Genomic DNA, 26,103 nt, shown 5'->3' on the forward strand with positions numbered 1-26,103 from the left:
ACGGGCCGGGGCATATCGCGGGACTCGTCACTCAAACGGCCGTAGAATGCCGCCCTGTGCCGCCTCCCGTCCCTCCCATGCCCCGCCGCCCGTCGCCGATCCCGCCCGACTGGAATCCGCTCGACTCGCTCTCCGCCGAGCGCCGCGAGCGGTTGACACCGGAAGGCCGCCGCACCGTCGCTGACCTCGGTGCGAGCATCCAGCGGAAGACGCGCGAACGTGCCCGTGTCGGACTACCCGGCGGTGCCCCCTGCCCGCCCTTCCTCCAGCGTGCCGAGACGGCCGCACCCGGCGCGGCCCGGTTCTACCTCGCGCTCGACGGGGAGCGGTTCACGGTGGCGCGGGCCGTCGAGGCGGGCGCGTACCTCCAGCTCGACGCCGACGCGGTCGCCTCGGTCCTCGATGCGCTCCGCCGGGACGAACTGATCGGCGACGGCCCCGGCGGGATGCTGACCCTTCCGCCGGGCGGGGTCCCGTTCTAGCGGACACCCGCCCCGGATCGCCGGGGCGGGGCCGTTCGGCTTAGTCGGTCTCGGCGTCGATGTAGGCGACGATCCCGGAGCCGTAGGCGGCTTCCTGTGCCGCCTCCCGTGCTTCGGCGCGGAGGGCGTCCCGGATGGCCTGAGCCGCCCCGGTGAAGACGATGTTGCACCCGTGCGTCGGCTTGCCGGGGGTGCCTCCAGTTACGGCCGTGACGTAGACGCGGATCGACGGGACGGCGTCCGTCGTGACGTTGTGCTCCCCGGTGCGGAGGATCGGCCGAATCCACGCCTCGTGCTTGGGCTGAATCTGCCCGATGACCTCCGCCGTCATGGGGTCGCCGGGGACCATGTCCGCGAGGACCATCAGGCAGTTGTCCCCCCGGTGGATGCGCGCCGGGTAGTAGGCGCGGGGGTGGATGACCTCCGCGAGCGTGGCGAGGTTGTCCTGAAAGACCGTCGTCGCCGCGAGCTTCGACGGGATGGCGAGCGCCGAGCCGCCCGCGGCCATCGTGTAGGTCTCCGCGTCGTCCACCTTCGCGGCAGCGTCGAAGCGGACGCCAACCGCTTCCATGTGAGCGACGACCTCCACGGCATCGGCTGCGATGGCGAGGGCGCGGGACTGGAAGGGAGTCACGGCGCCGAGATCGGCGTAGGGGGCGATGGCGTAGGCCTCCGCCTCCATCGCGTCGGCCTCCAGGGAGGCCGCGAGATCGTCGGCCATGTACCGGCATTCGCGGGCGAGATCGTCGGCGCTGACGTTCTCGGCGATCTCCGCGAGGGCCGTGTAGGCCTTCTGCACGTCGTCGGCCGTCCAGGCGTGGGGATCGTCGGCGTTGGCGCCGGACTCGTCGCAGACGCGAACCCAGAGGGCATCGGCGGTGCGGGCGCCGCCGTCGCAGATCGCGCCGGACACGCGGTCGAAGTCACGGGCGAACTCGTCGCGGAGGTCGTCGAGGTTGAGCGTGGAGGCGGGAGCGGTCGTGTTGGTCATCGTGGGGTGGGCGTGAACCCGGTTGGTTTGTGACTCCAAGGTACAACCCCTGGCTGTACTTGTCAAGTCCTTGGCTGTATTTATTTCAGCCCTAGGCTGAACCAATTTCGATCTGACAGCTTGACTATGTACAGCCACCCGCTGTACCTTCTCTCCACAAACCAACCCCGCCCCATGACTCCCCGCCCTCCGTCCCTTCGCGGACTCGATGATCCCGACGACCTCGCCCGTTACCTCGATCTCCGGGAGGAACGCGACCGGATCGACGCCGAACTGTCCGCCCTCGCTCCCGTCATCCTCCGCGCCCTGGAGGATGAAGACGACGGCCGGTTCTGCGTGCGCGGTCTCACGCTGGAGGCTCGCGTCCGCCGGACGTACGCCTACTCTGAGGAGGAGCGTGAGACGGCTCAGTACCTCTCTGACCTCCGCGCCGCCGAGCGTTCGCGCGGGCTGGCAACGGTGACGGCCGCGACCGGGTACGTCCGCGTCTCGAAGACGCCCGCTGTCGAGGCCGACCGTCTCCGCGCCCTCAGTGCCGAGGCGGTGACGGCCGCCCGTGCTGCTGCCTGACTGTCTCGCGTCGCGTACCCTGCCGACCTCTCGCCTGATTCGGCGGGCGACCTCTCCCGACCACACACCCCCCCGCTCCCATGTCTACAGGTCCCCTCGCCCCCGCTCCAGAGCGGGGGAGCTACCTCGACTACGAGGGCCTCCGCGACGCCGCCGCCGAGGCCATCAAGGCCGCCCGGCTCAAACAGGCGGAAGCCGCCGCTGCCGTCGCCGAGTTCAACCCTGACCGGCAGAAGCCGCCGACCGTCTCTGCGATCTCGAACGCCGTCCGCGAGACCGGCCCCAGCGTCGCCGCGCTCCAGCTCGACATCATCGGCGCGTTGACCGGGGCCACCCTCAGCGGCCCCCTCTACCGCGTCGAGTAACCCCATGAACGCGGAGTAACCCCATGAACGACGAACGGCCCGCGCCCCGTGAGGGATGCGAGCCGAACGCCGACAAACCAACCTGAGACGGCCCGTGAGGGCGCGTCCCCGATTGACCCCGACAAGGTACCGCGTCCCCGGCCGTCTGCGGCCTGTCACCGTCTTCCCCCCGGACCCGTGAGCACCCTTCCCGTCCCTGCGTTCGACGCGCAGTTCAACCCCGACGACCTCGCCGAGTGGCGCGAGTCCTTCGTCGGCTACGTCGCCGACTTCACCGCCGAGGACAACCCGGACCCGGTAGGCGAGACGCTGGACGAGATGATCGCCGCGTTCGACTTCGAGCCCGAGCCCACGCGGGCCGACCTCGACCGTTGGCGGGCCGAGCTTGACGCCGAGATCGCCGAGGCCCTGCCCGACGCCATCGCCCGCGTCTCGCTCGACCGCGCCGCGTCGGCATTCGAGGAGATGCGCGCGAAGGGCCGGACGGTCGCCTCGATTGCCCGTTCCCTCGGGCTGGCTCCCGAGGCCGTTGCCCTCCTCGCCGCCGACCGGTGCGGAGAGTTGAGCCGCAAGCGCACCCGCGCCGCGCACGCCGTCCGCGCCGAGGACCGGGCACACCGCCAGCACCGGGCACGGACGCGCTCACTCGGGAAGCTCCAGGGCAAGGTCGAGGCCGCACTCGACAAGGCCGATTTCACCGCCCTCCCGGCCGACAAACTCGCCGATTTGCTCATCCGACTGGCCGAGTTGGCCCGCACAGACGAGCCCCCGGCTCTCGCCGTGAACGTCGGGGGGCGGACTATCTGAGCCGTAGGGGCCGGTCCGCCTCTGGGCACCCCGACACTCGACAAAGGATTTTGGAGAATCGACCGCGCCGCGAGCGCTACAGGCATGGGAGGCTACGGGTCCGGCTGGCACCGCTACGATAAGCGCCAGTGCGTCGAGGACGGGCTGACGCTCCGCGCGTCCGGCTACAAGCCGTTCGTGGCAGAGGCGCACGCGGAGGGCTGCCTCGTCGGCGGGCGCTCGACCTGGGGCCGTGCTGGGCAGGTCACGGACCGCATCGGGTTCACGTACACGCCCGAGGCCGCCGACCTCGACGGACTCGCCGAGGCGGGCGGAGGCATCGCCGGGCGGGTGGAGTTGACGTACGACTGCATCAAGGGGACGGAGCGGGAGTCCGTCACGTACCCTCTCGCCGTCGAGGTTCGCCCGTGTCGCTTCGGCGGCTGGCGGGTGTACGTCCGATGCCCGTTGTCCCGGAACGGGCAGGCGTGCGGGCGCAGGTGCGAGAAGGTGTACCTGCCACCGGGCGCGCGGTACTTCGGGTGCCGGACCTGCCACGGGCTCACGTACCGGTCGGCACAGGAGGCCCACCACTTCGACGGGCTGTTCAAGCGCCTCGGGAAGTCGATGGGGATGAATCCGCGCGACGTGGAGCGGGTGCTCTCGGCGCGGTACTGCCCCTGAAACGAATGGGCACCTCGACCGCTCGGGTTCGGTGTTCCGTTCAAAACCTGTACCTGAGCCTGTACCCCAGAAAGCAGAAAGGCCCCTAAGTCGTTGTGACTTAGGGGCCTAGCCCGAAGGCTCTGTGCCCGAGACTGGAATCGAACCAGCACGTCCGTAAGGACACACGACCCTGAATCGTGCGCGTCTACCAATTCCGCCACTCGGGCGCGGAGATCCAAGGTAGCCCGCCTCGGCGGGGTCGTCCAGCGAGGCGGAGATCTCCACAGTGTCTCCACCGGTCGGGGCGAGCGGCAGCGCTCCAGGTCGGCGTTACCCTGTCCTGCGTTCCCCCCTGCTCCTCGATGCTCTCCAGACCGATCCTCGCCGCCGCCCTGGCCCTTGGCCTCGCAGCTGGCCCTGCCGCCCAGCGCGTCCTCCCCTACCCCGTGACGCCACCGCCCCAGTTCGAACGTGCCATCGCCAGCGGCACGCGGACGCTGACCGGTAGCCCCGGCCCCGCTGCCTGGGCCAACCGGGCAGACTACAGCCTCGACGCGCGCCTCGACGCTGACACGCAGACGCTCTCGGCGGAGGGCGTCATCACCTACACCAACGAGTCGCCCGACGCACTGGAGGTGCTCGTGCTCAAGCTCCGCCAGAACGTCCACGCGCCCGGGGTCCCCCGCAACCGCCCCGTCGCCGTCACCGGAGGGCTGACGCTGGAGCGCTTCGTCGTCGACGGCCAGCCGTACGAGGACGTGTCGGTGGCTGAGACGCCCGGCTCCTACCGCGGCTCGGCCGACGAGGGGACCTACGTCATCCAGGGCACCGTGATGACGGTCGGGCTGACCGAGCCGCTGCGACCCGGCGACACGGTGTCGCTCGATCTCGCCTGGCGGTTCATCGTGCCACCCGCGACGGGCTCGTTCCGGCAGGGGACTGACGGAGAGGTCTTCTACCTCGGCTACTGGTACCCCACCGTGGCGGTGTACGACGACGTGTACGGTTGGCACGTCGATCCGTACCTCGGCATGGGCGAGCACTACCTAGAGTTCGGCGACTTCGAGGTCTCCCTGGATGCCCCCGCGGACATGCTCGTCTACGGTACCGGCGACCTCACGAACGCCGACGAGGTCTACACCGAGGAAACCCGTGCCCGACTGGCCGACGCCCTCGCTTCCGGTGACATCGTGCACGTGGTGACCGAGGCCGAACGGGGCTCCGCACTCACGCCCAGCACCGATGGCCGACGCGTGTGGCGCTTCGAGGCACAGGACGTGCGCGACGTGGCGCTCTCGGCCTCTGCCGCGTACGTCTGGGACGCCACGCGGGCGCTGGTCGACCGAGACGAAGACGGCGAGGCCACCGACGCGGTGCTCATCAACAGCTTCTACCGGCCCGGCACGGCATCCTGGGAGCGCTCCGCCGAGTTCGCGTCGTTCGCCATCGAGCATCTCTCCGAGACCCTCTGGCCCTACCCCTGGCCACACATGACCGCCGTGGAAGGCCTCATCAGCGGCGGGATGGAGTACCCGATGATGACGCTCATCGGCGGCGACCGCACCGATCCGTCGCTGTTCTCGGTCACCTACCATGAGATCGCCCACATGTGGTTTCCGATGATGGTCGGCTCCAACGAGAAGGCGTTCACGTGGATGGACGAGGGGCTCACGTCGTACAACACCAACCAGGGAATCGCCGCCTTCTGGGATGGCTCGTCGCCAGACCGCGAGAAGATCGATGCCTGGGCGCGGCTTCGCCAGTCGCATTACCTGCTTGCCGGCTCTGGCTACGCGATCCCCGCGATGCGTCACAACGACCGATACCCGATTGGAGGCGGCACTCGGCAGGTGGATCCCGTCGGCGGCGCCGCGCGCGGCGTGGCGTCCTACTCGACGCCCGCCGTCGCCCTGCACGCGCTCCGCGGGATCTACGGCGACGAGGCCTTCCTGGACGCCTACCTGGAGTATGGGCGTCGCTGGCAGGGGGGCCACCCGTACCCGTACGACCTCTTCAACACCTTCGAGGACCGCCTCGGCGAGGACCTGGACTGGTTCTGGACGCCGACCTTCTTCACCACCTGGACCGTAGATCACGCGGTCGGCGCGGTGATGCCGTCAGAGGGCCAGCCGACGAGCGTCCAGATTCTGGACCTGGGCCGCGCCCCCATGCCCGCTCTCGTGCGCGCCACCTACGCCGACGGCACCTCGGCGGACGCTCGTGTCGAGGTCGCCGAGTGGCTCGGCGGCGCCACTGAGGCGGTCCTCCAGTTCCCCGCTGGCGACCTCGTCCGCGTCGAGATCAACCCGGACGGCTACATCGTCGATGCGGACCCCTCCAACAATCTCTGGACCGCTCCGATGGCCGACGAATAGGCCCAGGGTCTGCAGCAAACGAAAAAACGCCCTCTCCAACTCGGAGAGGGCGTTCTGTGCGGGCCCGGTAGGATTTGAACCTACGACCGTCCGGTTAACAGCCGGATGCTCTACCACTGAGCTACGGACCCGATGCGCTGCCAGCCGCGAGCGACGGAAGCGGAGCGAAGGTAGAGCCGCCGTCGGGCAGGGGTCAAGGAGACCGGCGGCTGCGGGTACCTCTTCACTCCGCGTTCTCGCCACGCGCGCTTCGGAGTCCATCCGGGCCCGGCGCACCGTCGCGAGGACCTATGCGACCAGCTTGTCGAGGTACAGCGTCCGGAGCTTCGACACCTTGGGCGCGATCACCGCCTGGCAGTACGGCTGGGCCGGGTTGCGGGCGAAGTAGTCCTGGTGGTAGTCCTCGGCCGGGTAGAAGGTCTCCAGCGGCTCGATCTCCGTCACGATGGGGTCCGGGTAGGTGCCCTGCGCGGTGATCTCGGCCTTGACCGCCTCGGCGACCGCGCGCTGCGCCTCGGACGTGACGTAGATGCCGGACCGATACTGCGTTCCGCGATCGCCGCCCTGGCGGTTGAGGGTGGTCGGGTCGTGGGTGGTGAAAAAGACCGTCAGCAGGTCGTGGAGCGAGATCACCTCCGGATCGAAGGTGACCTCGACGACCTCCGCGTGGCCCGTACGCCCGGAGCACACCTCGCGGTAGGTCGGGTTGACGACGTGGCCGTTGGCGTAGCCGGAGACGACGCTCGTCACGCCGCGGAGCGGCAGCATCACTGCCTCGACGCACCAGAAGCAGCCGCCGCCGAGAACGATGGAGTCCGTTTGTGCCATGAGAATCCTGTAGTGTGGATCGGATCAACGACACGGAGCGGACGGGGCTCCGGGCGCGGGCCGTACTCTGCGGATCTCCGCACGGGACACCCTCCGCGCGCCCGGCGTAGACCCTGCCCTCGCTTCCGACCCATGGCTCCCACCCTCGACTCCGTCCGCGTCCGCTTGATCCAGATTCGCACCGACCCCGGCGTGCTCGCCGAGGAGCGCCAGAGCTTCGAAGCGCGCTGCGGCCTCTCGGCCGACGGGTTTCAGGTCACGAACGCCATCCACGAGCCCCTCTCCCCCGCCCTCCTGGACGGCGTGGATGCGGTCATGATCGGTGGCGCGGGCGCATACTCGGTCACCAAGACCTACGACTGGACGCAGGCGCTCATCGACGTGTGCCAGGCGTGCGCCGATCGCGAGATGCCGCTCTTCGGGTCGTGCTGGGGGCACCAGTTCATCGCGCGGGCCTTCGGAGGCGAGGTCATCAACGACCCGGATCGGTCCGAGATGGGGACGCACAGCGTGGACCTGACGGAGGCGGGTCGCGCAGACGCGTTGTTCGGGACGCTGCCCGTGCGCTTCGATGCACAGATGGGCCACCAGGACCGCGTCGCGCGGCTGCCGGACGGCGCCGTGGAGCTGGCGACCAACGACCGGGCGCCTTACCAGGCGTTTCGGCTGGGGGACCTGCCCATCTTCGGCACCCAGTTCCACTCGGAGCTCGACGCCGAGACCGAGCGCCAGCGGCTCGTGGCCTACCGGGCCCACTATCCCGAGATGCAGGACCCGGCGCGCTTCCAGGCCGTGATCGAGGCGCTTCGCCCGTCGCCCGAGGTCGACGGGCTCCTGCAGGCCTTCCTGGAGACGTTCGCCACAGAGAACGGGGCCGACCCTGTGGGGTGAGCGAACCCGCTCGCCTCGGTGCCGAGATGGGCAGAGTGGACGAGTGCACCGTCTGTTTTGGGACCGTACGCCATCAACAACGGGACTGACCGTGGGCCGGCCAGTCCCGTGAGGCATAAGAGCGTCACTGATCTCCGCTGACGCGATCCAGTTGAGACTGGATCGCCGTCAACTGAGACTGAATCTCTGCCAGTTCCCTCGCACGCCGGGCATCGTTGTCCTGGATGGAAGCGGCTCGCTCGACATCGGAGCCCTGGACATCCTCGGCCGACGTGTCGCGGCCTTCGGCCCCTGCAAGCGAGTTTGTCGACACCGTGCCATACGCGGTCGGGATGAACAGCAGAGTCAGACTCTGATTCCGGAGTGTCGTTGTCGCGACCTCGTTGGAAATCCTGCCCATGATGCATACCTCGACAGGACCACCCGTCACCTCGAATAGACCCTGGAACGAAAATGGAAGTCGAGCAACGCCTTTCAAGATTCCATATTCTATCTTGAAATCCGTACGGAGCGCGGCCGGCGGAGCATCCGAGAAACCACAGTCGGTGGACACGCCCAGTGTTATGATTTGACTTTGACCTATGTCCCTGAAGTCAGTTTCGGCATGCAATGACGCAATGGCTAGGACGTAGCCTTCAGACGGCGCCACGATTGTTCGCTTCAGTGAGTCATCGAAGTCGTTATCGAGGCTAAAGCTGGTCGTGCGCGTCGCGTATCCGACCCCGGTCTCGGCGAGGGTTTCCGCCGGGCTAATGGCGTCCGCAGGGAGCACGACCGCTCCGTCGCCCGAGACGGAATCATTGAACTGTACAGCGCTCTCCCCCTCACCCAGCGTGACGAGACTCCCGAGCCCGCTGTTGTTTCCATCCACCGTCAGCGCATTGGTGGAACCAGCGCCTAGGACCTGGAAAAATCCACCGCCGTCGAGATCGGGCGAAAGGGCGGCGTACGTGCCCCCGTCCTTTTCGCGCAGGAGGAGCGAGCCGCCTCGGCCTCCAAAGTCTTGCACAACGAACGTCGGCACCGTCGACCCGCCTCCTGGCCCAGAGGTCGTGAAAACCTGAAACCCTCGGAAGGGTGCCGCTGCACTTCCCACGCTAACGCTCTTCCCTTCGAGCACCAGCAAGTCTTCCGCAACGCCCGGGAGCATGAGAAACCCGTCCGCGCCACCGCCTGTCGCGTCCGTGATCGCGTATGCCCCCGGATGCCGTTCGGGGTTGTTGTTTCCATACACACGGTACTCCCACGTCCGACCGCCCGACACCGACCGCAGACGGAAGCGCATCAGGTCCTCCGAGATGAACACCGGCGTAATGTCGCGCACGTTGAAGCCTAGGCTCCCCAGCGCGCCCGTGATCTGGAGCGGAGCGCCACTCGCGACCGTGATGAAGCGGCCATTGTCGTACGAGTTCTGGAGCGAGTTGCCCGGCGCGAACGAGCCCTCCGCCGTGGTCTCCCGGTCGAGGCGCATCGGCGCGCTCGCCGGGGCTCCGTCTACTGCCACGGTCAGGTAGTGCGCGTCCCTCGGCACATCAGAGCGCGAACCCAGGACCGTCAAGAAACGCCCCCCTACGACGGCCACCTCGTGAGCTTCCTCCCAGGCAGCTGCCGCTCCGGAGAGCGCAGCCTCGGAGGTGGAGTAGCCGCGGAAGACGATCGTTCGCGGACCATCGGCCAGGGCGGTGCCCTGCGCGTCGGTCAGAAGGCCCGAATAGGTAAAACGGGTCGGGGCGTCGGCGACAATGGCCTCGGTCGCGCTCAGGTCGCCGGCGGTTGTGCGGTCTTGCGCAACCGCCACTGGGGTGAAGGTGGCGAACGCGAGCGCGCCGGCGAGCAGGTGTCGAAGAGTCATCGTTTCAGGGGAGAGAGTCCAATGGGCGTCGCCGCGAGCAGACGACGGGTGGGAGAGCGGCCGCTAGCGGACGACGGTGAAGCGGGCCGTGCTCACGAAGGCGTCGGCGGTCAGGCGGACGTGGTAGAGGCCCAACGCCAGATGCGCCGTGTCCAGCGGAGCCGTGGCGCAGAGATCGGCGGCCGGAACGACGACGTAGGACTGCGCCGCGACGGGGAGGACGAGGGCGAGTCCCGCCCCGAGCGGGAGCCGCTGCGAGAGCCAGCACATGAGCGGAGAGGGATGAGCGTGTCCCACGCGAGGGTGGTCGGGCCACACCACGGGGTGCAGGAATCGAAGAGGCAGCGCGGTCGGTTCGCCGCCCTGTCCCGTTCGTTCGCAAAAGCGAGACCCTGCGTGTCATCCGCCGGGCACTCTCCTCCTCCGCTCTGCCCCACCGTCTCCAAACGAATACGGGGCCGACCGCGGCGCGGCCGACCCCGTGGGGTGAGCGAATCCGCCCGCCTCGGTACCGAGGCGGGGCGGGTGAGTGCTGCTACCGGCTGTTGCCGTTCTCCAGGAGTGCCTGGATCTCGGCGAGGCGAGCCTCCATCTCCTGCAGTTCGGTGCGCATCCGGGCCGCGCTGACCTGCTCGGCCTCTGCATGCTCGGCCGCGATGGCTCCCTCGGAAAGACCAGCCACGGGCGCCTCGTCGCGCTCCACGCCCCCTTCGGTGAGGTTCGACACGACCGAGCCGTAGGCCGTCGGCACGAAGATCAGGCTGATGTTCTGGTCGTCGATCGACGCGGAGCCGCTCGTGACATTGACGTAGGCGCAGAAGGTGGTCGTTCCCGCAGCAACGTCGAAGACACCCTGCACCGTCGATGGGACGCGGTACGTACCTGTAGCGGCCCCCGTCGGCAGACCGTAGTTGGTCTGCTGCGTGAGCGGTGCCGTCGGCGAGGCGTCGCAGTCCCGCGTGACCGAGTACTGGATCGTCGAGGTCGAACCGGTCGTGTGGTTCAGGATGAGCTCGCCGGTCGCGATGGCGAGGACGTAGCCATCCGTCGGCGCCGTGATCGAGCGCGAAATCGTGACCGTCGCGCCGCTCGGCGTCGAAACGGGCGAGCCGGAGGCGTTGTTTGACACGCCTGCCTCATCGAGAATCTCGGTGTCCTGGATGGCGTTGGTCGGGAGCAAGACCGAGGAGGTACCGGACGCTCCCGTATCAAAAACTGTCGCCGTCGTGCCACCTGCCATCGTGATGCGCGCGCCCGAGCCCGTGTTGCCATCGACCGTGAACGCGTTGCCGGCGTCGGCGAGGACGCGGAAGTAGCCGCCTTCACCATCGATGTCCGGCTGGAGCTCGCCGAGAGCGGACCCGTTCTCCTGGTAGAGGCTCAGGCTGGCTCCCTCCCCGAACCAGTCGTAGATGCGACCGCTGACGAAGCCATTCGAGGGGTCGGCGGGGTTGGCTGTCGAGTAGACCGACAGGTCGGCCGGGTTCTCGGCCTCACCCACCGACGCCGTGTTGCCCGCCAGCGACAGCACACCTTCGCTGACGCCCGGCGCCATGACGAGCGCGTCCGAGCCGCCGCCGGTCGCGTCCGCGATCGAGAACGTCCCCTGCGGACGCGACCCGCTGGCACCATAGACGCGGTACTCCCAGATCCGGCCCGCGCCACCCGTCGAGGTCAGGCGGAAGCGCGTCAGCCCCGTCGTCGTGAACACCGGCGTGATGTCGCGCACGATCAGACCGATCGAGTTGAGCGCCCCGCGGATCTGCATTGCGCTGCCGGTGATGTCGATGATCCGGCCGTTCTCGTACGAGTCCTGTAGCGTGTTGCCCGGCGCGAACGAGCCCTCCGCCGAGGCGCCGCGGTCGAGGCGCATCGGCGCGCTCGCCACCTCCCCGTCGACCGAGACGGTGAAGTACTCCATGTCGGCGGGCACGTCGTCCTGCGAGCCCAGCACGGTCAGGAACCGGCCGCCCACCACGGCCGCGTTGTGGCTCTCCTCCCAGGTCGGCGCGGCGCCTGCGCGGGCATCCTCGGCCGAGGCGTAGCCCCGGAAGACGAGCGCGCGCGGCCCGTCGGCGAGCGCGGCGCCCTCGGCGTCGGTCAGCACACCGGAGTAGGTGAACCGCGTCGGGGCGTCGAGCACGGTCTCGGAGGCCGTCAGGCCCTCGGCGGCGGTGCGGTCCTGCGCGGAGGCGGACGGGATCAGGAAGGCGAGCGCGAGGGCCGCCAGAAGCAGGTGTCGAAGAGTCATCGGTCTAGGAGTGTGGTGTCGAGAAGAGGTCGGGGCGTCGTCTTTAGCGGACGACGGTGAAACGGGTCGCGCCGACGAAGGCGTCGGCGCTCAGCCGCACGTGGTAGACGCCCGGCGCCAGCCGTGCCGCGTCGAGCGGCGCGGTGTGGAAACCGGCCTCGCGCTCGCCGTCGGCGAGCACGGCCACCTGGCGGCCGAGCGCGTCGTAGACCGCGAGGCGGACCGTCGCGGCGGCGGGCAGCTCGTACGGGATCTGGGCGCGGGTCGCGAGCGGGTTGGGGTAGACCGACCGGAGCGCGATCTCGGCCGGCAGCGCCGCCGAGAGCGGCGCGGCGGCGGCCGGGGCGACGGGCACCTCGTCGAGCAGCACCGAGGCGCCGCGGACGGGCTCGACGGTGGCCCAGATGGCGACGGCGCCGGAGCGGAGGGCCTCGGCGGGCGTGGCGCGCGCGGCGAGGCGGTAGGGCCCGGAGGCCATCTGTGGGGTGCCGGCGTAGAGGTCGACGGTCGAGAGGACGACGTCGGCCTGCGCCGAGGCGGGGAGGACGAGGGCGAGTCCCGCTACGAGCGGGAGGAGCTGAGAGAACCAGCGCATAAGCGGAGAGGGGGGTTGAGCAGCGCACACGCAGTGCCGGAGCAGTCAGGATCCGCTGCGACGAACACGAAGTGGGGCGGTCGGCGAAGCGGGTCGTCCGACCGTTCCCACCTCTCCGTACGCGAAACCTCAGTTTGACGTGTCACGCGACGGAGCCCGATCCCTTCCTCCCAAAGCGACGGGGCCGACCGCGGCTGCGGCCGACCCCGTCGGGTGGGTCCGCCTCGGGACCGAGGCGGGCGAAGTGGGTACTACCTGTCGTTGGTCATCGTCGCCTGGATCTCTGCGATCCGCGCCTGCATGGCTGCGAGTTCGGACGCCATGCGAGCCTGGTTGGCCGCGACAGAGGCGGCACGCTCGGACGCGATGTCACCCGTCGACAGCGCGGCCACCGGAGCGAGGCGGTCGTCCTCATCCTCCCCCTCACCCAGGTTCGGGGCGACGGTCCCGTACGCCGTCGGAACGTACATGAGCGTCAGCTGCTGGTCGTCGATGGAGCCGGCCGTCGAGGACACCAGCTGCACGAAGGCGCAAAACGTCGTGGTCCCGGCAGGCACGGAAAAGAGGCCATGCACCGCGCCAATCTCGCGGTACGTCGCCGTCGGCAGGACCGACGGGATCTGGAGGTTGGCCTGCTGTGAGGTCGGCGCCGTGGGCGACGCATCGCAGTCCGTCGAGACGGCGTATTGAACCGTCGACGTGGTCCCGGTCGTGTGATTGACGATCAGCTCCCCCCCAGCGTAGGCGACCACGTACCCGGGTGCGGGCACCGTGATCGAGCGCGAGAGCGTCAGGTTGGCGCCCGATGACAGAGCGACCACCGACGAGTTGAACGCGTTGGCCGCGCCCGCCTCATTGAGGATCTCTGCCGCGCTGACCGAGCTGGTGGGGAGGTTCACCGAGGCGTCCTCAATCTCGCCCGTGTTGAAGGACATCGAGGACGTCCCGCCGGCGATGGAGACCGTGGCGCCCGACCCCGTGTTGCCGTCGACCGAGAAGGCCGAGCCCGAGCCCGAGGCCCCCGCGACTTCCAAGAAACCGCCCGTGCCGTTGATGTCTGGCTCGATGCGGGTGTGATTCAGCCCATCCTCGGTGATGAAGCGAGCCGCGCCGCCCTCACCCGACCAGTCCCAGAGCCGAACGTTGACACGCCCATTGGCCGGGTCGGCCGGGTTGGGGGTCGTGTAGGCCGCCAGCGCCGCCTGGTTCTCCAGGCTACCCAGCTGCGCCGTGTTGCCCGTCAGCGTCAGCACGTCCTCCCCCACTCCCGGCGCCATGATGAATCCGTCGGAGCCGCCGCCCGTCGCGTCTGCGATCGAGAACGTCCCCTGAGGACGCACGCCCGCGTCGCCGTAGACCCGGTACTCCCAGATCCGACCCGACCCCGCCGACGACGTCAGGCGGAACCGCGTCAGCCCGCTCGTTACGAACACCGGCGTGATGTCGCGCACGATCAGACCGATCGAGTTGAGCGCCCCACGGATCTGCATCGCACCGCTCGTGATGTCGATGATCCGCCCATTGTCGTACGAGTCCTGCAGCGTGTTGCCCGGCGCGAACGAGCCCTCCGCCGAGGCGCCGCGGTCGAGGCGCATCGGCGCACTCGCCGCCTCCCCGTCGACGGCCACCGTCAGGTAGTGCACGTCCGGCGGCACGTCGTCCTGCGAGCCGAGCACCGTCAGGAACCGGCCGCCCACCACGGCCGCGTTGTGGCTCTCCTCCCAGGTCGGCGCGGCGCCCGCGCGGGCATCCTCGGCCGAGGCGTAGCCCCGGAAGACGAGCGCGCGCGGCCCGTCGGCGAGCGCGGCGCCCTCGGCGTCGGTCAGCACACCGGAGTAGGTGAACCGCGTCGGGGCGTCGAGCACGGTCTCGGAGGCCGTCAGGCCCTCGGCGGCGGTGCGGTCCTGCGCGGAGGCGGACGGGATCAGGAAGGCGAGCGCGAGGGCCGCCAGAAGCAGGTGTCGAAGAGTCATCGGTCCAGGGGTGTAGAGTCGAGTAGGATGCAGGTCAGGGAAACCGTCGCTAGCAGACAAGGAGGTCTAGCGGACGACGGTAAAGCGGGTCGCGCCGACGAAGGCGTCGGCGCTCAGCCGCACGTGGTAGACGCCCGGCGCCAGCCGTGCCGCGTCGAGCGGCGCGGTGTGGAAACCGGCCTCGCGCTCGCCGTCGGCGAGCACGGCCACCTGGCGGCCGAGCGCGTCGTAGACCGCGAGGCGGACCGTCGCGGCGGCGGGCAGCTCGTACGGGATCTGGGCGCGGGTCGCGAGCGGGTTGGGGTAGACCGACCGGAGCGCGATCTCGGCCGGCAGCGCCGCCGAGAGCGGCGCGGCGACGGCCGGGGCGACGGGCGCCTCGTCGAGCAGCACCGAGGCGCCGCGGACGGGCTCGACGGTGGCCCAGATGGCGACGGCGCCGGAGCGGAGGGCCTCGGCGGGCGTGGCGCGCGCGGCGAGGCGGTAGGGCCCGGAGGCCATCTGTGGGGTGCCGGCGTAGAGGTCGACGGTCGAGAGGACGACGTCGGCCTGCGCCGAGGCGGGGAGGACGAGGGCGAGTCCCGCTACGAGCGGGAGCAGCTGAGAGAACCAGCGCATAAGCGGAGAGGGCTGGGCCGAGCGCGCCGCAGGCGAGAGAGCCGTGAGACACGACACGACGTTCGGAAAGCGGAGGCACCAGGGGTCGCACGACGCAGAGCAGCCTCCACCTATCCTTACGCGAATCGGCGACTTGGCGTGTCACGACCCGCCCTCTCGTGCCGTATCGCCCTCTATCGATCGAAAACAGGACCGGTCCCGGCGCGGCCACCTCCGCGAGCAGGTCCGCCTCGGTACCCCGCGGACGGGATGGGTGGGCTACGGAGCGACGCCCTGAGACGCATCGAGGAAACGCCCGACGACGTCCTCCGACCAGAACACGCCCCCCCGTTGCATGAACCCGACGTGCCCCCCGTGCGAAGGCATGAGCAGGGTTAGGTTCGGATTCGCAAGCGCCGCCTCGGCCGGAAAGCAGGTCGGCCCCAGAAACGGGTCATCGAGGGCATTGAGGAGCAACGTTGGGATGCCGATGTCGGGGAGACCGGGGAGCGACGACGCCCGCGCCCAGTAGTCCTCGGCGCTCCCGAACCCGTGGACGGGCGCCGTGAACAGCCCGTCGAACTGGCGGAAGGTGCGCGCGGCACGAATCGCCTCCAGGTCGAGGTCAGCATCGAACTGGTCTGCCTTGGCCGCCACCTTCCCCGAGAGCGAGCGCATGAAGCGGAGCATGTAGATGCGTCGGCTCCACACCTCCATCGTTTCCGAGGACGACGCGAGGTCGACCGGCACCGAGACGCCCGCGCCCGCCACGAGCCGAGGGTCGATGCCCGCGCCCTGCTCGCCGAGCCACTTCAGCGTCAGGTTCCCGCCGAGGCTGAACCCGACGACCGCCACCGCCTCGGCGCCGAGGTGGAGCACGTGGCGTACGACCGCGTCGAGGTCCTCGGTCGCCCCGCTGTGATAGGAGCGGAGCAGCCGGTTCGGCTCGCCGGAGCACCCCCGGAGGTTCCACGCGCAGACCGTCCATCCCCGCCGCGCCAGTTCGCGGGCCATCCCGCGGACGTACGCCCGGTCACTGCTGCCTTCCAGCCCGTGCGCGACCACGGCCACGCGCGAGCCCCCGGCCGTGCCCACCCAGTCGAGGTCCAGGAAGTCCCCGTCGTCCAGGTCCAGCCGCTCGCGGCGGTAGGCGACGCCGTCGACCTGCCGGAAGAGCGTCGGGAGGATGGTCTGGAGGTGGCCGCTGCGCAGCCAGAGCGGAGGCCGGTAGGCGGGGACGTGCAGATCCACGGGGCGAGCGGGACGGGGCCACAAAAAAACGCCCTCCGCCAAGCGTGAGGCGGAGGGCGTTGTACGCCCGAGAGGATTCGAACCTCTGACCTTTGGTACCGGAAACCAACGCTCTATCCAACTGAGCTACGGGCGCGGCGTGAGGGCAAGATACGGTCGGTCCGAGGGCAGGCAAGCGGCTCCGCGCTGCAAGACCTCGTGAACCGCCGCGCAGGCGCCCCCTCTCCGCTACCGAACCACCGTCAGCGTGCGCGACACGACCTGGGTGCCCGCCTGGACGCGGACGACGTACAGACCGGTCGGGGCCTGCGTGAGGTCGAGGGCCACCGACTGGAAGCCCGCCCCGAGACGTCCCGCCTCGACGGTCGCCACGTGGCGGCCCAGCGCGTCGAACACGTCCGCTCGTACGTCGGCCGCCTGACCGAGGTCGAGCGCCAGCGTGGTCCGGCCGCGCGTCGGGTTGGGGAACACCTGGGCGTCGAGCCGGAGCCCGCCATTCGGAAGGCCCTCTCCGGAGGTCGCCACCGTAGCCGACGACTGGCCGCCGTTCAGCGAGCCGCGCGAGTGGCCCGTCGGGCCCGTCCAGGTGAAGTCGGCGTAGGTCTCCCCGGAGCCGATCAGCTGGAGCGACTGGGTGGCGCCCGTCGAGCCGGTCTCGGACACGCCGATGTCCTCCGACAGCACACCGGACGCCGTCCCGCCCGAGGCCGTCAGCGTTCCCTCGTAGGAGAGGAACTGGACGAGCGCGCCGTCGCCGTCGACCAGCGCGAGCCCGTCGGGGGCGCCGTTCTGGATGCCTGCCTGGGCGAACCAGAGCGCGCCGAGGCCGAGGCCCTCGTCGTCGATGGTGCCCGAGAGCGGGAGCGTGGCATAGACCGCTCCGTTGGAGCCGTTGACGAACTCGACGCTCCAGCCGGAGAGGTCCAGCCCGGCCGTGCCCGCGATCTCGACGCCCTCGTCCACGTCGGTGCTGCTGTTGTCGTAGTGAAGCTCGTTGATCCAGGCCACTGCGGGCGCCGCGCCGACGAACGTCTGCCCGACGTTGGGCTGACCGGGCGTGGAGACGGTCGGGTCCTGCCAGGCGAAGTCCTCCGCGGCCGACCCGGTGCCGGTCACCTGGAGACTGTGGCCGAGGGGCGTCGTCGTGGTCTCGGCGACGCCGAGGTCGACGGAGGTAAGCCCGATCGCGGCATCGTCGGTAGCCGTGAACGTGCCCTCGTAGCTGAGGAACTGCTCCACCGTGCCGTCGGGCGCGACCAGCGCCACGCCGTCGGGGCTGCCGTTCTGGATTCCGGCGACCGGGACCCACACGGTCCCGAAGCCGGCCTGCTGCGAAGGCACCGTGCCGGAGAGCGCGACCGTCGCGTACGCGCCGCCGCCGTTGCCGTTGTAGAACACGAGCGACCAGCCGCTCATGCTGGTCCCGGCAGGTCCGGCCACCTCGACGCCCTCGTCGGCATCGGTGCTGGCGTTGTCGTAGTGGATCTCGTTGACCCAGAGCGGACCGGTGGCGCCTCCCTCCTCCCCGCTCCCGGTGAGCGTGTAGGCACGCCGGGCGAGGGTCGAGTCGAGGATGAACGGGTTGTGGGTGCCCTGCCGAGTCGCGATCCAGGCCGAGCGCGCGTACTCCTCCAAGTCCACCGGGTCGAGGTAGTGCCAGTCGATCAGGTCATCCGCCTGGGTGTCGAAGAACGACTGCGAGTTGTAGGCCGTGACCTGCCCGGGGTAGACGGCGCGGTAGTAGAAGACGGCGCGGGCGGCGTTGCCCTTGTGGTCTTCCCGCGGCTCGAAGCGGCCCGGCCCGCGCTCGCTCCACTCGTCGATGAACACGGTCGGGATGGTCGTCTGGTCGGAGGCGCCCCGGAACCAGCGGTCCGTGTCGGCATCGGCGATCTCGCCGTAGGGCTCGTTGCCGCGGGAGGAGTTGACGTTGGCCTTGGCCGGGAACAGGTGGTGCAGGTCCGAGCGCGACGGCTCGTCGGCCGCGCCCATCGACTGGGGCCAGGTGTGCTCTGCGTTGATGCCCTTGTTGAACGCGTCCGTGGACGGGTCGGCGCCGGGCGTCAGCTGGATGCAAAAGCGGGTGTAGACGCCACACAGCTCGCCGTCGGTGCGCTGCTCGTAGGCGTAGAGCGAGTCACGGGCCGGGTTGTAGCCGAGCGTGAGCGCAGGCGAGTAGTCCGCGTCGATGGCGCTCAGGAGCGGGGCGCCGGTCTGTCCGGGGTAGAGAACCGTCTGAGGCTGGGCGAAGACGGGGGCCGCGAGGAGGATCGCGACGAGTGGCACAAGGCGCATCGGTGTGGCGGGGGGACATGTGCATATACCCACTCCAGAGGGCGATCTCAACCGGCGTCCGCATATTTCCTACACGCGTAATAGGGAGCCACACATATCCCCCCTCGGGTCCCCATCGCAGTCCCGTTCGCGATTGCCACCTGGATCTCCGCGTGCCTCAGCGCACGACCGTGACGGGCACCGCCAGCGCCTCGGGCCCGCCGCGGACGGAGAGCACGTACACCCCCGACGCGAGGCCGGACGCCCCGATCTGGATGTCGCGCGCCGTGCCGCCCACCAGCACCATCGTGCCGTAGTCGCGCACCCGCCGGCCCAGCATGTCGATCAGGGTCACGCGGACGGAGACGGGCTCCAGACTTTCGAGTTCGATCGTCGCCGTGCCGGTGAACGGATTGGGGCCTCGGCGCGTCGCGGTCACCCGTGAGACCGTCTGGGGCAGCGCCCCGACCAGCTCGGCACAGCGCCCGGCGAGCGTCCACCCTACGTCTGCAATCATGCCGCAGACGACGGGGCCGGGCTCGGCGATGGTCTCGCTGCGCGCGATGAAGGGCGTCATCAGCCCGTCCGGCGTCCCGGCGGCGAACGCGTCCTCGTCCAGGTGCGAGTACGAGCCGCCCTGCACCCACGGGCGCGGCATGTACAGCGGCACCGACCCGCCGACCGCCTGCTCGACGCCGCGGCCGACGAAGCGGACCTCCTCTTGGAGCGCGTTGGCCAGCGCGACCGAGCCGTCGGGGAAGCGACCCGAGTCGAGCAGCGAGACGCCCTTCGGAGTCTGCGTGTGGAGGTCGTAGCTGAAGGCGCCCTCAGGGTCCTGCCCGACGTACCCGAGGCCGTCGTCCACCTCCAGCGACCCGATCAGGCCGAGGCCGTGGCCGAGTTCGTGGAGGACGACCGTGTAGAGGTCGTAGAGCCCGGTCGGTGCCGGCCCGGGGCCGAAGTGCCAGTCGTCGAAGTCGCTGTTGAACGAAGCCTCGATGTCGGCCGCGTCCCCGTTGAGGTCGTCGCCCGAGAGCGCGTCGGCCAGGGCTGCGGGGTACCACACGTCACGCGTCGGCGCGGCGGGAAAGTTGCGGTATAGGAAGGGCCCCGCGGAGCCGAGCGTGGTCGCCGACAGCGAGGTCCAGCTGGCCGACACACGCACGGTCTGCGAGGAGCGGATCCGGCACGACCACGTGTCGACGGCGGCCTGGAACGCCTCCTCGGCCTCGGCGGGGAAGCCGTCGTAGGTGACCTCGAAGCGAGCGCCTTCCGTGGCGGGGTTGCAGTCCGGTGCAGCGGGTCGCGCGACGCGAGCGCCGACGCCCGAAGCCGACAGCGCGGACACGGGCAGGTGGCACACGGTGGGCGCCACGCGGCCCTCCGTTTGCGCCTGGACGGACGTCGAGACGAGAAGCCCCAGCAGGAGCAGCGGCAGACTCCTCATCGGACGACGGTCAACGGCAGCGCCCGTACGGCGCCCTCGGACTCGACCACGACCCGGTACACGCCCGAGGCGGTGGCTCCCGGCACGACGCGGACCTCCACCTCGGCGGAGGCGGGGCCGTCCAGCAGCGTGGCGACCTCGCGGCCGAGCGCGTCCACGAGCGTCACGCGGAGGTCTCCGGCGGCAGGGCGGGCGACGCGAACCGTCGTGGCGCCGCGGAACGGGTTCGGCCCGGCCAGCGAGACGACGAAGGCGGAGGCGTCCGGCCCGACCTCCTCGGCCACGGTCAGGTCGAGGCACCCTTCCCCGAGCGTCCAGCCGATGTCGGCCATGTAGGCGCAGGTGAGGTCGCCGACATCCTGATATGCCTCGCCGGGCGCGACCCTGGGCGTCATCAGCGCCGTCGAGGTGCCGCGGGGATAGGCGAACTCGTCCCAGTGCGAGTAGGACGATCCGGTCACGAACGGCGATGGCGCCGAAAGTCGGCCCCGGTCTCCGAGAAGGCGCACGACCTCCGGGCTGTCCAGGTACAGTCCCCCGTTCTGAAACAGTGAGCCGAGGGCGTTGGATGGGTTGCCATACAAACCCGTGTTCAGGATCGACCGCCCTTGTGTGTCCTCCACCAGCCGGTCGTAAATGAACGGGAGGTTGTAGAAGGTGCCGTCGATGTAGCCCCAGCACCCCTGTCCCGACGTGCCGGTGCACTCATCCGATCCGGACCCATTGTCGTAGCTGCCCGACCCGATGAGCCCGAGCCCGTGCCCGAGTTCGTGGAGCACCACTGTCGCGAAATCGAACTGGCCCGTGGGCGGGTTGCCGTCCAGCCCGAAGTACCAGTCGGTCCGTGTACTGCTGAACTGGGCGACGATGTCGTAGAAGAAGTCGCCAGGTTCGGGATTGAGGTCGCGCCCGGCACGCGCATCCGCGAGAGCGAACGGGTAAAACGTGTTGGTTCGGGGCAGTCCCGGCGTGTTGCCGGTCAGGTTGGGACCGGCGCTGCCCAACGTCGTGGCCCCCAGTGCGGCGAACTCGGCGTCGATGCGGATCGGGACCGAGGACACGATGCTGGTCGACCAGATGTCGACCGCGCGCTGAAACGCGGCCTGCGCCTGTGCGGTGAAGCCCGAGTAGTCGACCTGGAACGTCGCCGTCCCGCGGGTGACGACGGTCGTGACCTCCGCGTCGGCCGAGAGCACCGACGTGTGCACGTCCTGGATGGGGCCGCTCACCGCCATCCCGTCCTGGGCGTAGAGCGTGCAGGCCGTGCTGTGGAGGTGGAGCACCGGCTGCGCAGCGAGGGCGGGCGCCGTCAGGGCAGCACCGAGGAGGAGGAGAAATCGCATCATCGTGGTGGGCGTGCGGGGGCGTCAGCGGCCAATGCGTTCGAGGGCGGCGCGGGTGCGCTGCTCCAGCGACTTGTGGTAGTCGAACTCGGCCTCGTTCTGAAGCACCTCGCGGTAGCGCGCCTCGGCGGCGTCGAGGGCGCCCGTGGCCTCGTGCACCTCGCCGATGTGGTAGACCGACCACGGCCCCCACTTGGCGAGCGGGTCGCCGGGGCTGTCGGCGGCGAGTCGGAAGTGGCGGATGGCGTCGTCCCAGTTTTCCTGGGCCTGGCGTGCGCGGCCGGTGCGGTACGCGGCCTCGGCGCGGGCTACGGCTGGCAACCCGGCGCCCGTCACGATGGTCTGCAGCACGCGGACCGCCTCGTCGTAGTCGCCCGCGTCGTAGGCCGCCCCGCCGATGAGCAGCGCGCGGTCAGCGGCCGTCATCGGCGCCTCCAGCCGCCGCTGGGCCTCGCGTTCGGCCGAGAGGTCGGAGTCGTAGTCGCGGTTGGCGCGGACGCGGCGGTAGAGCGACTCCGCGCGTCGGCGGTCGCCGGTCAGCTCGTAGGCCAGCCCGGCGTGGAGCGTGGTCTGGGCGACGAGGGCTCGGCCCCGGAAGGAGCGCGCGTAGTCCTCCAGCATCGGCGCGGCTTCCTCGAAGCGCCGCTCGCGAAAGAGGGCCAGCCCGAGGTGGGCTTCGAGGAACGGCACCTCGGCGACGCCGTCCGCCGCCTGGGCGACGAGGGCGCGACGCAGCGCGTCCTCCGCCTCGGCGGCGCGGCGGTCGAGGAGCAAGTGGTAGCCGGCGAGGTAGCCGAGGACCGGCGAGGCGGGCCGGTCCTCCGCCAGCGCGACGAGGCGGTCGACCGACCCCGCCCGGCGCTCGTTGAGCGTCGCGTCGGCGATGGCGAACGCTACGATGGCGTCCACCGCCAGCATCCCGTCAGCGTCGGCGGCGGCCTCCAGCTTGGCGAGGCCGCCGGGCACGTCGCCGCGGAACCCGAACAGGCGGGCGAGCCACCGGTACGAGCGCGGCACCGAGCCCGCGGCCACTTCGCAGACGCCCTGCCCGAAGAGCGCGTCGGGCGAGCCGAGGTCGCGGAAGCGTCCGCACGCCTCCCGGAGCGCGTTGCCCGCCCGCGCGTACCTCTCCTGGCGGCCGAACATCAACGCCCGGTGCAGCTTGGCCGTGGCGACGGCCAGCCGCGCGCCCGGCACGTCGCCCATCGCCTCCGCGACCGCCGTCAGCGAGTCGTTGAGGACGTAGAAGCGGTCGAACGCGGCGTCCTCCTCCGTCACGAAGGCCGACCACAGGGCGACGCTCTCCAGCCCGTAGGCCGCCGCGGGCGAGGTCGGCTCCAGGGCGCCTAGGGCGCGGAAGCCCGCCTCGGCGTCGGCGAGGCGAAAGTCGAGGCCGTCCGCGTAGGCCGCCGCGTACTGCGCCGCGCCCGCGTCGGTGGTCAGTCCGAGGGCCGCCCGCGCCGGCGCGCTCAGCACTGGGTCCGCCCCGCCGCCCGGCGACGGCTGGGCCGAAGCGGCGAGGGCGACGAGGGTCAGGAGCAGCGACAGGGCTCGGATCATGCGGCCACGACCAGGCGGTCGCTCTCTTCGGACAGGTTCACCGGGCCGAGTTGGCCCTCTGAGGACGCCACGATGCTCGCGACCGTCGCATCGCCGGTGACGTTGGTCACGGTCCGGCACATGTCCAGGATGCGGTCGACGCCCAGGATGAGCGCGATGCCCGCCGTCGGCACTTGTACCGATTCGAGGATGATGACCAGCATGATGATGCCTGCGCCCGGCACGGCGGCCGTCCCGATGGACGCCAGCACGGCCGTCAGCACGATGGTGACCTGCGCGCCGAGGCCGAGGTCGAGGCCGAAGGCCTGCGCGATGAAGAGCGTCGCGACGGCCTGGTAGAGCGCCGTCCCGTCCATGTTGATCGTCGCGCCGAGCGGCAGCACGAAGCTGGACACCTCCTCGCTCACGCCGAGCTTCTCCTCACACCGCTCCATCGTCACGGGCAGGGTCGCGCCGGACGAGGAGGTCGAGAACGCCACCAGCTGCGCCGGCGCGATGCCCTGAAAGAAGTCCTTGACGCCCATCGGCGTGAACATCTTCAGGAGGGTCGGATACACGAGCACGGTCTGGATCAGCAGCGCCACGAGCACCACCCCCATGTACCAGCTCAGCCCGGCGAGCAGCTCCAGGATGCGGCTCGGGTCGTCGCCTGCGGTCGCCACGATGGTGTCGGCGAGGAGCGCGAACACGCCGATGGGGGCCAGCAGCATCACGATGTCGACCAGCTTGATGACGACGTCGTTGAGCCCCTCGAAGAACGCCAGCACGGGCGCCCCCTTCTCCTTCGGGATCTGGACGAGACCGATGCCGAACAGGATCGCGATCACGACCACCTGAAGCATGCTCCCGTTGTTGGAGAACGATGCGAAGGCGTTGTCGGAGACAGCATCGACGAGGAACTGGAGCGGCCCGCGGTCGGCGACGGTCGCGGCCGTCTCGGTCCTCGCCGTCGCGTCATTGCCGAACGCCTCCACGAGCCCGTCCCGCAGTTCGGGCGAGAAGGCGTCCCCGGGCCGGACCAGGTCGGCCAGCAGCACGCCGATGGTCACGGCGATGGCCGTCGTGACGAGGTAGATGCCGATCGTCTTGCCGCCGATGCGGGACAGCTTGCGCAGATCGGCGAGGCTCGCGACGCCGGTGATGAGGCTCGCCAGCACCAGCGGCACCGCGATCAGCTTCAGTGCCGTGATGAAGATGGTGCCGAACGGCTTGACCCAGTTCGTCACGAACGGCCCCCACCCCTGGATGGCCGCGAGGATGCCGAAGGCGAGCCCGAGCAACAGCCCGAGGATGATCTGCCAGTGGAGCTTCCGGTACCAGGCCATGCGTGCGTGTGGGAGGAGTCGGCCAAGCTACGGCCGGAGTCCGGTGCGCCTCCAACGAGGGCGCCCCGTCGTCCGTGCCCGCTCGCGCCCCGGTACGGGGTTGTGCCCCGAGGAACGGGTGGAGAGACCGAGGGGCGGAGGAGGCGAGCGCGGTCATTCCTTTGGCTAGCCTATCGTCTGGCCTTCCCCTACCCCAGCCACCCCCACGCCACCCACCCGCCCAGGGCCGCGGACACGGTGCAGACCGCGTTCACTCCGTCGTTGTCCAGCCAGCGGACGCCCACGGCGAGCGGCAGCGCGGCCCCGTCCACCTCGGACCGCTCGGTGAGCGAGCCGTCCGGCAGCCGGTAGCGCGCCTGCAGCGTCGCACCCAGGAGCGAGTCCAGCACGGCGGCCCCCACCCCGACGCCGACCAGCACCGCTCCGCTCCCGATCCCGACCGCCGGCGAGAGCCAGACGGCCGGGAGCACCACCGAGGCGGCCCCGGCCACGACGCCCAGCGTCCCCGCCAGCGACATCCCGCCCGACGTGCCCGGCGCGACCCGCGACCCGATGCCCAGCCGACGCGTCTGCCCTCCGGCCCACGTGCCGATCTCGGTGCCCCACGTGTCCGCCGCCGCCGCCGCGAAGCTGGCTACGAAGACCCAGTACCAGACCTCGGACGGGACGAACACCGTCATCGCGAGCGCGGCCAGACCGGCCCCGCCGTTGGCCATCACCTGCGCCACGTCGCGTCGGCTCCCCTTCTGCGTCGCCGCCGCTGCCCGCGCCTTGCGCGACCGGCCCACACGGGACCATGCGCTCGACAGGACGAAGAACGAGAGCGCGGGAGCCGCCCACGCCATCCCGCCGAGCGCGACCAGCGCCCAGGCCAGCAGTGCGCCCGCCAGCGCGCCGGAGAGATCCAGCGCTCCCACTCGCCACGTCGCCCAGGCGAACCCCGAGGCGGCGGCGAGCGCGCCCCAGCCGACCGTCGCATCGGGCCCGCCCTCCCACCACACGAGCGCGACGAGCGCGGCCAGCACGATCCACAGGTTGTCCCACCCCGACCTGCCCAGCGCCTCGGCGAGGGTCGCGAGCACGGCTACGCTGGCGGCGGCCAGGACCACGGAGGCGGGCGCTCCCAGGCCGACCGTGAGCAGCCAGCTCGACACGACCCCGAATGCAATAACGGCAAACGCGAGCGAGCCGGCGACCGACTTCTCGGCCTCGCCGACCCGGTAGCGTCCTGGCTGCCGCATCCGCGTGCCCACCCACGACGCGGCGGGGTCGGCCAGCGCGAGCACCGCGAAGGCTACCTGCATCGCCCAGACGTGCGTCCCGAGCGGGCCCCAGCACAGCACCAGCGCCGCGAGCAGGGCCAGCGGAAACACGACCGTTCCCCACGACCGCCGCGAGATCCCGTGCACGCCCGGCAGCCACCCGCGCCCGTTCGCGACCGCGTTGCCTGCCACGAACACGACGGCCAGCAGCGCGACGCCCCGCGGCCGGTCGAACCAGAACGGCGCCGCCGCCGTCGACAGCCCGACCAGCATGTGGACCACCCGTCGGGTCGACTCGCTCCGCCACCCGATGCGGCGGAGCCCCTCCCCCACGCCCACCGAGGCGAGCAGCAACGCCCCGAACGCGCCGACTGCCTCGACCTCGGTCATGGCGCGGACGCAGAAAACGGGCAGAGCGC

General features: G+C 70.3%; 22 protein-coding genes and 3 tRNA genes. 7 read left to right on the forward strand and 18 right to left on the reverse strand.

Going from position 1 to position 26,103, the window contains the following annotated elements:
• The first annotated feature begins 77 nt into the window (after positions 1-77).
• Positions 78-482 (forward strand): hypothetical protein, encoded by a 405-nt coding sequence (locus B1759_RS16665; protein WP_095516218.1) that lies wholly within the window; start codon positions 78-80, stop codon positions 480-482.
• A 40-nt stretch (positions 483-522) separates the two neighbouring features.
• Here the strand turns inward: B1759_RS16665 and B1759_RS16670 are convergent, their stop codons facing one another.
• A complete protein-coding gene (locus B1759_RS16670) occupies positions 523-1,473 on the reverse strand; it encodes a hypothetical protein (RefSeq protein WP_095516219.1) in 951 nt (316 codons plus the stop codon).
• Between the two features lie 174 nt (positions 1,474-1,647).
• Here B1759_RS16670 and B1759_RS16675 point away from each other — a divergent pair, with 174 nt between their 5' ends.
• From B1759_RS16675 to B1759_RS16690, 4 genes are all read left to right on the forward strand, one after another.
• Complete coding sequence (locus B1759_RS16675) at positions 1,648-2,043, forward strand: hypothetical protein (protein ID WP_095515713.1); 396 nt, start codon at positions 1,648-1,650, stop codon at positions 2,041-2,043.
• 80 nt (positions 2,044-2,123) lie between these two features.
• Complete coding sequence (locus B1759_RS16680) at positions 2,124-2,408, forward strand: hypothetical protein (protein ID WP_095516220.1); 285 nt, start codon at positions 2,124-2,126, stop codon at positions 2,406-2,408.
• Positions 2,409-2,585: 177 nt separating this feature from the next.
• The gene (locus B1759_RS16685; RefSeq protein ID WP_095516221.1) at positions 2,586-3,215 is read left to right on the forward strand and encodes a hypothetical protein; all 630 of its coding nucleotides are present in this window, start codon (positions 2,586-2,588) and stop codon (positions 3,213-3,215) included.
• A gap of 84 nt (positions 3,216-3,299) precedes the next feature.
• Entirely contained in the window at positions 3,300-3,878 is a 579-nt protein-coding gene (locus B1759_RS16690; protein ID WP_095516222.1) for a hypothetical protein, read from the forward strand.
• 125 nt (positions 3,879-4,003) lie between these two features.
• On the opposite strand, the gene B1759_RS16695 is transcribed toward B1759_RS16690, so the two are convergent.
• Positions 4,004-4,087, reverse strand: a tRNA-Leu gene (locus tag B1759_RS16695).
• Positions 4,088-4,222: 135 nt separating this feature from the next.
• Between B1759_RS16695 and B1759_RS16700 the strand changes: the two genes are divergently transcribed.
• Positions 4,223-6,235 carry a M1 family metallopeptidase gene (locus B1759_RS16700; RefSeq protein ID WP_095516223.1) on the forward strand — a complete coding sequence of 671 codons (2,013 nt, stop codon included), beginning with the start codon at positions 4,223-4,225 and terminating at the stop codon, positions 6,233-6,235.
• 59 nt (positions 6,236-6,294) lie between these two features.
• Here B1759_RS16700 and B1759_RS16705 read toward each other — a convergent pair.
• Together B1759_RS16705 and msrA are read right to left on the reverse strand one after the other, a co-directional pair.
• Positions 6,295-6,366, reverse strand: a tRNA-Asn gene (locus B1759_RS16705).
• 157 nt (positions 6,367-6,523) lie between these two features.
• A complete protein-coding gene (msrA, locus tag B1759_RS16710) occupies positions 6,524-7,063 on the reverse strand; it encodes a peptide-methionine (S)-S-oxide reductase MsrA (RefSeq protein WP_095516224.1) in 540 nt (179 codons plus the stop codon).
• 132 nt (positions 7,064-7,195) lie between these two features.
• On the opposite strand from msrA, the gene B1759_RS16715 reads away from it, so the two are divergent.
• Positions 7,196-7,954, forward strand: a complete 759-nt coding sequence (locus B1759_RS16715; protein ID WP_095516225.1) for a type 1 glutamine amidotransferase — start codon at positions 7,196-7,198, stop codon at positions 7,952-7,954.
• A 124-nt stretch (positions 7,955-8,078) separates the two neighbouring features.
• On the opposite strand, the gene B1759_RS16720 is transcribed toward B1759_RS16715, so the two are convergent.
• The 14 genes from B1759_RS16720 to B1759_RS16785 form a co-directional block, all read right to left on the reverse strand.
• Positions 8,079-9,806: a hypothetical protein gene (locus B1759_RS16720; protein WP_095516226.1), complete on the reverse strand. Its 1,728-nt coding sequence runs from the start codon at positions 9,804-9,806 to the stop codon at positions 8,079-8,081.
• A gap of 63 nt (positions 9,807-9,869) precedes the next feature.
• Positions 9,870-10,076: a hypothetical protein gene (locus tag B1759_RS16725; protein ID WP_095516227.1), complete on the reverse strand. Its 207-nt coding sequence runs from the start codon at positions 10,074-10,076 to the stop codon at positions 9,870-9,872.
• Between the two features lie 265 nt (positions 10,077-10,341).
• Complete coding sequence (locus B1759_RS16730; RefSeq protein WP_095516228.1) at positions 10,342-12,057, reverse strand: hypothetical protein; 1,716 nt, start codon at positions 12,055-12,057, stop codon at positions 10,342-10,344.
• Positions 12,058-12,100: 43 nt separating this feature from the next.
• Positions 12,101-12,652, reverse strand: a complete 552-nt coding sequence (locus B1759_RS16735; RefSeq protein ID WP_095516229.1) for a T9SS type A sorting domain-containing protein — start codon at positions 12,650-12,652, stop codon at positions 12,101-12,103.
• Positions 12,653-12,903: 251 nt separating this feature from the next.
• Entirely contained in the window at positions 12,904-14,625 is a 1,722-nt protein-coding gene (locus B1759_RS16740) for a hypothetical protein (RefSeq protein WP_095516230.1), read from the reverse strand.
• A 66-nt stretch (positions 14,626-14,691) separates the two neighbouring features.
• Positions 14,692-15,243, reverse strand: coding sequence for a T9SS type A sorting domain-containing protein (locus tag B1759_RS16745; protein WP_095516231.1), 552 nt, complete (start codon positions 15,241-15,243; stop codon positions 14,692-14,694).
• Between the two features lie 258 nt (positions 15,244-15,501).
• A complete protein-coding gene (locus tag B1759_RS16750; protein WP_198948974.1) occupies positions 15,502-16,473 on the reverse strand; it encodes a YheT family hydrolase in 972 nt (323 codons plus the stop codon).
• 62 nt (positions 16,474-16,535) lie between these two features.
• Positions 16,536-16,609, reverse strand: a tRNA-Arg gene (locus B1759_RS16755).
• Between the two features lie 92 nt (positions 16,610-16,701).
• Positions 16,702-18,768, reverse strand: a complete 2,067-nt coding sequence (locus B1759_RS16760) for an endonuclease (protein WP_095516232.1) — start codon at positions 18,766-18,768, stop codon at positions 16,702-16,704.
• Between the two features lie 157 nt (positions 18,769-18,925).
• A complete protein-coding gene (locus tag B1759_RS16765) occupies positions 18,926-20,194 on the reverse strand; it encodes a T9SS type A sorting domain-containing protein (protein WP_095516233.1) in 1,269 nt (422 codons plus the stop codon).
• Positions 20,191-21,537, reverse strand: coding sequence for a hypothetical protein (locus B1759_RS16770; RefSeq protein WP_143537453.1), 1,347 nt, complete (start codon positions 21,535-21,537; stop codon positions 20,191-20,193). The genes B1759_RS16765 and B1759_RS16770 overlap by 4 nt, the downstream gene beginning before the upstream one ends.
• Before the next feature lie 24 nt (positions 21,538-21,561).
• Positions 21,562-23,097 carry a tetratricopeptide repeat protein gene (locus tag B1759_RS16775; protein ID WP_095516235.1) on the reverse strand — a complete coding sequence of 512 codons (1,536 nt, stop codon included), beginning with the start codon at positions 23,095-23,097 and terminating at the stop codon, positions 21,562-21,564.
• Positions 23,094-24,422, reverse strand: a complete 1,329-nt coding sequence (locus B1759_RS16780) for a dicarboxylate/amino acid:cation symporter (protein ID WP_095516236.1) — start codon at positions 24,420-24,422, stop codon at positions 23,094-23,096. The genes B1759_RS16775 and B1759_RS16780 overlap by 4 nt, the downstream gene beginning before the upstream one ends.
• A 188-nt stretch (positions 24,423-24,610) precedes the next feature.
• On the reverse strand, positions 24,611-26,074 hold the full coding sequence (locus B1759_RS16785) for a DUF92 domain-containing protein (protein WP_095516237.1): 1,464 nt from the start codon (positions 26,072-26,074) through the stop codon (positions 24,611-24,613).
• Between the last annotated feature and the right edge of the window lie 29 nt (positions 26,075-26,103).

The sequence above is a fragment of the Rubrivirga sp. SAORIC476 genome, assembly GCF_002283555.1.
Lineage (GTDB): Bacteria > Bacteroidota > Rhodothermia > Rhodothermales > Rubricoccaceae > Rubrivirga.